Below are 9,061 nucleotides of genomic sequence, written 5' to 3' on the forward strand. Positions count from 1 at the left end.
CACCACCCCGAACGCCATCCCGCAGACAAGAACAGGTACGGAGACCCGGTGCCCACGATCCAGCAACTGGTCCGCAAGGGCCGCCAGGACAAGGCCAGCAAGTCCAACACGCCGGCCCTCAAGGGGAGCCCGCAGCGTCGCGGCGTGTGCACCCGCGTCTACACCACCACCCCCAAGAAGCCGAACTCGGCGCTGCGCAAGGTGGCTCGCGTCCGCCTGTCCAGCCAGGTCGAGGTCACGGCCTACATCCCGGGCGAGGGCCACAACCTGCAGGAGCACTCGATCGTGCTCGTGCGCGGCGGCCGCGTGAAGGACCTCCCGGGCGTGCGCTACAAGATCGTGCGCGGCGCGCTCGACACCCAGGCGGTCAAGAACCGCAAGCAGGCTCGCAGCCGGTACGGCGCGAAGAAGGGGAACAGCTGATGCCTCGCAAGGGACCCGCCCCGAAGCGGCCGCTCGTCGTGGACCCCGTCTACGGCTCGCCGCTGGTCACCCAGCTGGTCAACAAGATCCTCGTCGACGGCAAGAAGTCCACCGCCGAGCGGATCGTCTACGGCGCGCTCGAGGGTGCCCGCGAGAAGACCGGCCAGGACCCGACCATCGCCCTCAAGAAGGCGATGGACAACGTCAAGCCGGCCCTCGAGGTGCGCTCCCGCCGCGTCGGCGGCGCCACCTACCAGGTGCCGATCGAGGTCCGCGCGGGCCGCTCCACCACGCTGGCCCTGCGCTGGCTGGTCGGCTACTCCCGCGCCCGCCGCGAGAAGACCATGACGGAGCGCCTGATGAACGAGATCATCGACGCCAGCAACGGCCTGGGGGCCGCGGTCAAGCGCCGCGAGGACACCCACAAGATGGCCGAGTCGAACAAGGCGTTCGCGCACTACCGCTGGTGATCCGACGGGCTCCCGCTCGCGGGAGCCCGTCCTCGCCAGCCCCCGGTGGTCACCGGGGACACCCCCGGAACCACCACCACGGCAAAGGCCTCACCGGCCAGACAGGCAGGACCACAGCGTGGCACTGGACGTGCTGACGGACCTCACGAAGGTCCGCAACATCGGCATCATGGCGCACATCGACGCCGGCAAGACCACGACGACGGAGCGGATCCTCTTCTACACGGGGATCAACTACAAGATCGGCGAGGTCCACGACGGCGCAGCCACGATGGACTGGATGGAGCAGGAGCAGGAGCGGGGCATCACCATCACCTCCGCCGCCACCACCTGCTTCTGGGAGGGCAACCAGATCAACATCATCGACACGCCCGGCCACGTCGACTTCACGGTCGAGGTCGAGCGGTCGCTGCGCGTCCTGGACGGCGCGGTCGCCGTCTTCGACGGCAAGGAGGGCGTGGAGCCCCAGTCCGAGACGGTCTGGCGCCAGGCGGACAAGTACGACGTCCCCCGCATCTGCTTCGTCAACAAGATGGACAAGCTGGGCGCGGACTTCTACTTCACCGTGCGCACCATCAAGGAGCGCCTGGGGGCGACCCCGCTGGTGATCCAGCTCCCGATCGGTGCGGAGAACTCCTTCGTCGGCGTCGTCGACCTCGTGTACATGCGCGCCCTCACCTGGCGCGGCGACACCGGCAAGGGCGAGGCCTACGAGATCGAGGAGATCCCGGCCGACCTGGCCGAGCAGGCCGCCGAGTACCGCCAGCAGCTGGTCGAGACCGTCGCCGAGGCCGACGAGGCGCTGCTCGAGAAGTACCTGGGCGGTGAGGACCTGTCCCCCGAGGAGATCAAGGCGGGCATCCGCAAGCTCACGGTCACGAGCGCGCTGTACCCCGTGATGTGCGGCTCGGCGTTCAAGAACAAGGGCGTCCAGCCCATGCTCGACGCCGTCATCGACTACCTGCCCTCCCCGCTCGACGTCCCGCCGATGGTGGGCCACAAGGTCGGCGACGAGGACGTGTCGATCACCCGGGCCCCGAGCACGGACGAGCCGTTCTCCGCGCTGGCCTTCAAGGTCGCCACCCACCCGTTCTTCGGCAAGCTCACCTACGTCCGGGTGTACTCGGGCAAGGTCGCCGGCGGCGCCCAGGTCATCAACTCGACCAAGGGCAAGAAGGAGCGCATCGGGAAGCTCTTCCAGATGCACTCCAACAAGGAGAACCCGGTCGACGAGGCCGGCGCCGGCCACATCTACGCGATGATCGGCCTCAAGGACACGACCACCGGCGACACGCTCTGCGACCCGCAGAACCAGATCGTCCTGGAGTCGATGACCTTCCCGGAGCCGGTCATCTCCGTGGCGATCGAGCCGAAGACGAAGGCCGACCAGGAGAAGCTCAGCACGGCCATCCAGAAGCTGGCCGAGGAGGACCCGACCTTCCAGGTCGAGCAGGACGAGGAGACCTCCCAGACCATCATCAAGGGGATGGGGGAGCTCCACCTCGACATCCTCGTCGACCGGATGCGCCGCGAGTTCAAGGTGGACGCCAGCGTCGGCAAGCCGCAGGTCGCCTACCGCGAGACCATCCGCCGCACCGTGGACAAGCTGGACTACACCCACAAGAAGCAGACCGGTGGGTCGGGCCAGTACGCCAAGGTGCAGGTCAAGATCGAGCCCCTGGACACGTCCGAGGGCCAGATGTACGAGTTCGAGAACAAGGTCACCGGTGGCCGCGTCCCGCGCGAGTACATCCCCAGCGTCGACCACGGCATCCAGGACGCCATGCAGCTCGGCGTCGTGGCCGGCTACCCGCTCGTCGGGATCAAGGCCACCCTCCTGGACGGCGCCTACCACGACGTCGACTCCTCGGAGATGGCGTTCAAGGTCGCCGGCTCCATGGTCCTCAAGGAGGCCGTCCGCAAGGCCGACCCGGTCCTGCTGGAGCCCATCATGGCCGTCGAGGTCCGCACGCCCGAGGACTACATGGGCGAGGTGATCGGCGACCTCAACGCCCGCCGTGGCCAGATCTCGGCCATGGAGGACATCAGCGGCGCGAAGATCGTGCGGGCCACCGTGCCGCTGTCGGAGATGTTCGGGTACGTCGGCGACCTGCGGTCCAAGACCCAGGGCCGCGCGGTGTACACGATGACGTTCGACAGCTACGGCGAGGTGCCGCGCAACGTCGCGGAGGAGATCGTCAAGAAGGCCCGCGGCGAGTGAGGGGCCCCCGCTGAGCGATCAGCGGGACAGCGCCTGCTCACGGCGCGCGCCGGCACGACTACCATCGCACCAGTTCGAGAAGCTCTCAGGAGGACTCCAGTGGCCAAGGCCAAGTTCGAGCGGACCAAGCCGCACGTCAACATCGGCACCATCGGGCACATCGACCACGGCAAGACGACGCTGACGGCGGCGATCTCCAAGGTCCTGCACGACAAGTACCCGGACCTGAACCCCTTCACGCCGTTCGACCAGATCGACAAGGCGCCGGAGGAGAAGCAGCGCGGGATCACGATCTCGATCGCGCACGTCGAGTACCAGACCGAGTCGCGCCACTACGCGCACGTCGACTGCCCCGGGCACGCCGACTACATCAAGAACATGATCACCGGTGCGGCCCAGATGGACGGCGCGATCCTCGTGGTCGCCGCCACCGACGGCCCGATGCCGCAGACCAAGGAGCACGTGCTCCTGGCCCGCCAGGTCGGCGTCCCCTACATCGTGGTGGCGCTGAACAAGGCCGACATGGTCGACGACGAGGAGATCCTCGAGCTCGTCGAGATGGAGGTCCGCGAGCTGCTGTCCAGCTACGAGTTCCCCGGTGACGACCTGCCGGTCGTCCGGGTCTCGGCGCTGAAGGCGCTCGAGGGCGACGCCGAGTGGGGCGGCAAGCTCATGGAGCTGATGGACGCCGTCGACACCGCGATCCCGCAGCCCGAGCGCGAGGTCGACAAGCCGTTCCTCATGCCCGTCGAGGACGTCTTCACGATCACCGGCCGCGGCACCGTGGTGACCGGCCGCATCGAGCGCGGCATCCTCAAGGTCAACGAGACCGTCGAGATCGTCGGCATCCGTCAGAAGTCGCAGAGCACGACGGTCACCGGCATCGAGATGTTCCGCAAGCTGCTGGACGAGGGGCGCGCGGGCGAGAACGTCGGCCTGCTGCTCCGCGGCCTCAAGCGCGAGGACGTCGAGCGCGGCCAGGTCGTGTGCAAGGCGGGCTCCATCACGCCCCACACGGACTTCGAGGCGCGGGTCTACATCCTGTCCAAGGACGAGGGTGGGCGTCACAACCCGTTCTACTCGAACTACCGCCCGCAGTTCTACTTCCGCACCACGGACGTCACCGGCGTCATCACGCTGCCCGAGGGCACCGAGATGGTCATGCCCGGCGACAACACCGAGATGACGGTCGCGATGATCCAGCCGATCGCCATGGAGGAGGGCCTGCGCTTCGCCATCCGCGAGGGCGGCCGCACCGTGGGCGCCGGCCAGGTCACCAAGATCATCAAGTGAGCCACCGCCCCTGAGGGGGCACCGGCTGGAGGGCCCGGGCGCGCTGCGCCCGGGCCCTCCGTCGTCCCCGGGCGGAGCTGCCGGAGGGCGCCGGAGGTGGATTGGACTCCCGGGGGTCGCGTCTGGCACTATTACCGGGTTGTCCGGCACGCGCTGCCACCGACCAGGTGGACACCAGGGTGCAGTGCCGGCGCCCGGGAGACCGGGACGGGACAACCACCCCCACGGGCGCGAGAGCGCCGGTCGGTGCAGTGCGCGGGAGATCGCGACACGCCCGACCTCGGGGGTCGGTCTGGCCCTCCCGCCCCGCGATCCAACGGGACGACGAGGGGAACGAGCCATGGCGGGACAGAAGATCCGCATCCGGCTGAAGTCGTACGACCACGAGGTCATCGACAGCTCGGCGCGCAAGATCGTCGACACGGTCACCAACGCCGGCGCCACGGTCGTCGGGCCGGTGCCGCTGCCGACGGAGAAGAACGTGTACGTGGTCATCCGCTCGCCGCACAAGTACAAGGACAGCCGCGAGCACTTCGAGATGCGCACGCACAAGCGGCTGATCGACATCATCGATCCCACGCCGAAGGCGGTGGACTCGCTCATGCGGCTCGACCTGCCTGCGGACGTGAACATCGAGATCAAGCTCTGAGTCCGGCTGCGAGGGATCGACACACCATGACCACGACCACCACCCAGCGCCGCGTCGCCGGCCTGCTGGGCGCCAAGCTCGGCATGACGCAGGTCTGGGACGACTCCGGCCGCCTCGTGCCGGTCACGGTCGTCCAGGCCGGCCCGTGCGTGGTGACGCAGGTGCGCACGCCCGAGACCGACGGCTACGCCGGCGTCCAGCTCGCCTTCGGCGAGATCGACCCGCGCAAGGTGACCAAGCCGCTGGCCGGTCACTTCGCCAAGGCCGGGACGACCCCCCGCCGCCACGTCGTCGAGCTCCGCACGCCGGACGCCGCCGACTACGCCGTGGGCCAGGAGCTGACCGCCGAGCTGTTCACCGCCGGCCAGGTCATCGACGTCACGGGCACCACCCGGGGCAAGGGCACCGCCGGCGTCATGAAGCGCCACGGCTTCTCCGGCGTCGGCGCCAGCCACGGTGCGCACCGCAACCACCGCAAGCCCGGCTCGATCGGCGGGGCCTCGACGCCCGGCCGCGTGTTCAAGGGCCTGAAGATGGCCGGCCGCATGGGCGCCGTCCGCCAGACCACGCAGAACCTCACCGTGCACGCCGTGGACGCCGAGCGCGGGCTGGTGCTCGTCAAGGGCGCCGTCCCCGGCCACCGCGGTGCGCTGGTGCTGCTCAAGACGGCGGCCAAGGCCGCCCCGACGGAGGGCTGAGACGGTGACCACCACCTCTGCGACCACCGAGATCGACCTGGTCGGGCGCACCACGCGCACGGTCCAGGTGCTGGAGCCCTCGGGCGACGCGGCCGGAACGGTCGAGCTGCCCGGGGACGTCTTCGACGTCCAGACCAACGTGCCGCTGATCCACCAGGTCGTCGTGGCCCAGCTGGCCGCGGCCCGCCAGGGCACGCACAGCACCAAGAACCGCGGCGAGGTGCGAGGCGGCGGCCGCAAGCCGTACAAGCAGAAGGGCACCGGGCGCGCGCGCCAGGGGTCCATCCGCGCGCCGCAGTTCACCGGCGGTGGCGTGGTGCACGGCCCGACGCCGCGCGACTACTCCCAGCGCACGCCCAAGAAGATGAAGGCCGCCGCCCTGCGCGGGGCCCTGTCGGACCGGGCGCGCCACGAGCGCATCCACGTCCTCACCGGCGTGGTCGAGGGCACGACGCCCTCGACCAGCACCGCCATCGCGGCCGTGGCCCGGCTGTCCAGCCGCCCCAAGCAGTTGGTCGTCCTGGCCCGCGGCGACGAGGCCGGCTGGAAGAGCCTGCGCAACGCTGACGGCGTGCACCTCATCTACGCCGACCAGCTGAACACGTACGACGTCCTCGTCAGCGACGACGTCGTCTTCACCCGCAGCGCCCTCGAGGCCTTCCTCGCCGGACCGGCGAGCACCGCCACCGGCGCTGAGAGCACCGAGGAGCAGGCCTGATGAGCGAGCCCACCACTCCCGTCGACGGCGCCTCGGCGACCTTCGGGAAGGACCCGCGCGACGTGCTGCGCGCGCCGGTCGTCTCGGAGAAGAGCTACGCGCTGCTCGACCAGGGGAAGTACACCTTCCTGGTCGACCCGCGGGCGAACAAGACCGAGATCAAGGTCGCCGTCGAGAAGGTCTTCGGCGTCAAGGTCGAGTCGGTCAACACCCTCAACCGCGAGGGCAAGAAGCGCCGCACCCGGACCGGGACCGGCAAGCGCAAGGACACCAAGCGCGCGATCGTCACCCTGCGCGAGGGGTCCATCGACATCTTCGGGGGAGGGGCCTGACATGGGCATCCGCAACTACAAGCCCACCACGCCCGGCCGGCGCGGCTCGTCCGTCGCCGACTTCGTCGAGGTCACGCGCAGCGAGCCGGAGAAGTCCCTCGTGCGCCCCCTGCCGAAGAAGGGCGGGCGCAACTCCAGCGGCCGCATCACCACCCGCCACCAGGGCGGCGGCCACAAGCGCGCCTACCGGGTCGTGGACTTCCGCCGCCACGACAAGGACGGCGTGCCGGCGAAGGTCGCTCACATCGAGTACGACCCCAACCGCACCGCCCGCCTGGCGCTGCTGCACTACGTGGACGGCACCAAGCGCTACATCCTGGCGCCGACCCGCCTGAAGCAGGGCGACATGGTGGAGAACGGCCCCGAGGCCGACATCAAGCCCGGCAACAACCTGCCGCTGCGCAACATCCCGGTCGGCACGGTCGTCCACGCGATCGAGCTGCGTCCGGGCGGCGGCGCGAAGCTCGCCCGTTCGGCCGGCACCTCGGTGCAGCTCGTGGCGCGCGAGGGCAGCACCGCCCAGCTGCGCCTGCCCTCCGGCGAGGTCCGCCTGGTCGACGTGCGCTGCCGCGCCACGGTCGGCGAGGTCGGCAACGCCGAGCAGTCGAACATCAACTGGGGCAAGGCCGGCCGCATGCGCTGGAAGGGCAAGCGCCCGACCGTGCGCGGCGTCGCGATGAACCCGATCGACCACCCGCACGGTGGTGGTGAGGGCAAGACCTCCGGCGGCCGGCACCCGGTCAGCCCGTGGGGCAAGCCCGAGGGCCGCACCCGCAAGCCGGGCAAGGCCAGCGACAGTCAGATCGTCCGCCGCCGCCGCACCGGCAAGAAGCGCTGAGAGAGAGCCCGAACATGCCGCGCAGCCTGAAGAAGGGCCCCTTCGTCGACGACCACCTCCAGAAGAAGGTGGACGTCCAGAACGAGCGGGGCACCAAGAACGTGATCCGGACGTGGTCGCGCCGCTCGATGATCGTGCCGGACATGCTCGGGCACACCATCGCGGTGCACGACGGCCGCAAGCACGTCCCGGTCTTCGTCACGGAGTCGATGGTCGGGCACAAGCTCGGGGAGTTCGCCCCCACGCGGACCTTCCGCGGCCACGAGAAGGACGACCGCCGGGGCCGTCGCCGCTGACGCGGCGACTCCCCGCAGCGTTCCCGACCGCACCGCGACACCAGACGACGAAGAGGTAGGACCTGAACATGGAAGCCAAGGCGCAGGCGCGGTTCGTCCGCGTCACGCCCCAGAAGGCGCGGAGGGTCATCGACCTCATCCGCGGCCGACGGGCGAACGAGGCCGTCGCCGTGCTGAGCTTCGCCCCCCAGGCGGCGAGCGAGCCGGTGCTCAAGGTCGTGCAGAGCGCGATCGCGAACGCCCGGGTGAAGGCGGACCGCGCCAGCGAGGCCTTCGACGAGAAGGACCTCGTGGTCCAGGCCGCGTTCGTGGATGAAGGACCGACCCTGAAGCGTTTCCGCCCTCGGGCGCAGGGACGTGCGGGCCAGATCCTCAAGCGGACCAGCCACATCACCGTCGTCGTCGGGCCGCAGCCCGAGCGCGGCGCCCAGAGCCCGAGGAGGGACCAGTAGTGGGACAGAAGGTCAACCCGAACGGGTTCCGTCTCGGCATCACCACCGAGCACCGCTCCCGGTGGTTCGCTGACAGCACTCGCTCCGGCCAGCGCTACAGCGACTACGTGAAGGAGGACGTCGCGATCCGCCGGCTCATGTCGAAGGGCATGGACCGCGCCGGCATCGCGCGCGTCGAGATCGAGCGCACCCGCGACCGCGTGCGGGTGGACATCCACACCGCGCGCCCGGGCATCGTCATCGGCCGCCGCGGCGCCGAGGCCGACCGCCTGCGCGGCGAGCTCGAGAAGCTCACGGGCAAGCAGGTGCAGCTGAACATCCTCGAGGTGAAGAACCCCGAGGTCGAGGCGCAGCTGGTGGCCCAGGGCATCGCCGAGCAGCTGTCCAGCCGCGTCTCCTTCCGCCGCGCCATGCGCAAGGGCATGCAGACCGCCCAGCGCGCGGGCGCCAAGGGCATCCGGGTGCAGTGCGCCGGCCGCCTGGGCGGCGCGGAGATGAGCCGCTCGGAGTTCTACCGCGAGGGGCGCGTGCCGCTGCACACCCTCCGGGCGAACATCGACTACGGCTTCTACGAGGCCAAGACGACCTTCGGCCGCATCGGCGTGAAGGTCTGGATCTACAAGGGCGACGTCACCCAGCGCGAGCTCGCGGCCCAGCAGGCCGCCGCCCCG

The 9,061-nt window shown here is 69.9% G+C and carries 12 protein-coding genes; all 12 read left to right on the forward strand.

Features of this window, described 5'->3' with window-relative positions:
- Positions 1-48: 48 nt before the first annotated feature.
- On the forward strand, positions 49-423 hold the full coding sequence (gene rpsL, locus AC5FZL_RS03150; RefSeq protein ID WP_493617111.1) for a 30S ribosomal protein S12: 375 nt from the start codon (positions 49-51) through the stop codon (positions 421-423).
- Positions 423-893, forward strand: coding sequence for a 30S ribosomal protein S7 (gene rpsG, locus AC5FZL_RS03155; RefSeq protein ID WP_493617112.1), 471 nt, complete (start codon positions 423-425; stop codon positions 891-893). Before rpsL ends, rpsG begins: the two co-directional genes overlap by 1 nt.
- 118 nt (positions 894-1,011) lie before the next feature.
- Positions 1,012-3,114: an elongation factor G gene (fusA, locus tag AC5FZL_RS03160; protein ID WP_493617113.1), complete on the forward strand. Its 2,103-nt coding sequence runs from the start codon at positions 1,012-1,014 to the stop codon at positions 3,112-3,114.
- Between the two features lie 99 nt (positions 3,115-3,213).
- The gene (gene tuf / locus AC5FZL_RS03165) at positions 3,214-4,407 is read left to right on the forward strand and encodes an elongation factor Tu (protein WP_493617114.1); all 1,194 of its coding nucleotides are present in this window, start codon (positions 3,214-3,216) and stop codon (positions 4,405-4,407) included.
- A 340-nt stretch (positions 4,408-4,747) separates the two neighbouring features.
- The gene (rpsJ, locus tag AC5FZL_RS03170; protein WP_092861680.1) at positions 4,748-5,056 is read left to right on the forward strand and encodes a 30S ribosomal protein S10; all 309 of its coding nucleotides are present in this window, start codon (positions 4,748-4,750) and stop codon (positions 5,054-5,056) included.
- 26 nt (positions 5,057-5,082) lie between these two features.
- The gene (gene rplC, locus AC5FZL_RS03175; protein WP_493617115.1) at positions 5,083-5,754 is read left to right on the forward strand and encodes a 50S ribosomal protein L3; all 672 of its coding nucleotides are present in this window, start codon (positions 5,083-5,085) and stop codon (positions 5,752-5,754) included.
- A 4-nt stretch (positions 5,755-5,758) separates the two neighbouring features.
- Entirely contained in the window at positions 5,759-6,472 is a 714-nt protein-coding gene (gene rplD / locus AC5FZL_RS03180; protein WP_493617116.1) for a 50S ribosomal protein L4, read from the forward strand.
- Positions 6,472-6,804 carry a 50S ribosomal protein L23 gene (gene rplW / locus AC5FZL_RS03185; protein WP_493617117.1) on the forward strand — a complete coding sequence of 111 codons (333 nt, stop codon included), beginning with the start codon at positions 6,472-6,474 and terminating at the stop codon, positions 6,802-6,804. Before rplD ends, rplW begins: the two co-directional genes overlap by 1 nt.
- Before the next feature lies 1 nt (position 6,805).
- Positions 6,806-7,642: a 50S ribosomal protein L2 gene (gene rplB, locus AC5FZL_RS03190; protein ID WP_493617118.1), complete on the forward strand. Its 837-nt coding sequence runs from the start codon at positions 6,806-6,808 to the stop codon at positions 7,640-7,642.
- 14 nt (positions 7,643-7,656) lie between these two features.
- Positions 7,657-7,938 carry a 30S ribosomal protein S19 gene (gene rpsS / locus AC5FZL_RS03195; protein ID WP_493617119.1) on the forward strand — a complete coding sequence of 94 codons (282 nt, stop codon included), beginning with the start codon at positions 7,657-7,659 and terminating at the stop codon, positions 7,936-7,938.
- A gap of 68 nt (positions 7,939-8,006) precedes the next feature.
- The gene (gene rplV, locus AC5FZL_RS03200) at positions 8,007-8,390 is read left to right on the forward strand and encodes a 50S ribosomal protein L22 (RefSeq protein WP_493617120.1); all 384 of its coding nucleotides are present in this window, start codon (positions 8,007-8,009) and stop codon (positions 8,388-8,390) included.
- On the forward strand, positions 8,390-9,061 hold a 672-nt coding region (gene rpsC, locus AC5FZL_RS03205; RefSeq protein WP_493617121.1), incomplete at its 3' end, for a 30S ribosomal protein S3. The genes rplV and rpsC, both read left to right, overlap by 1 nt.

The organism is Quadrisphaera sp. DVD1, assembly GCF_058932755.1.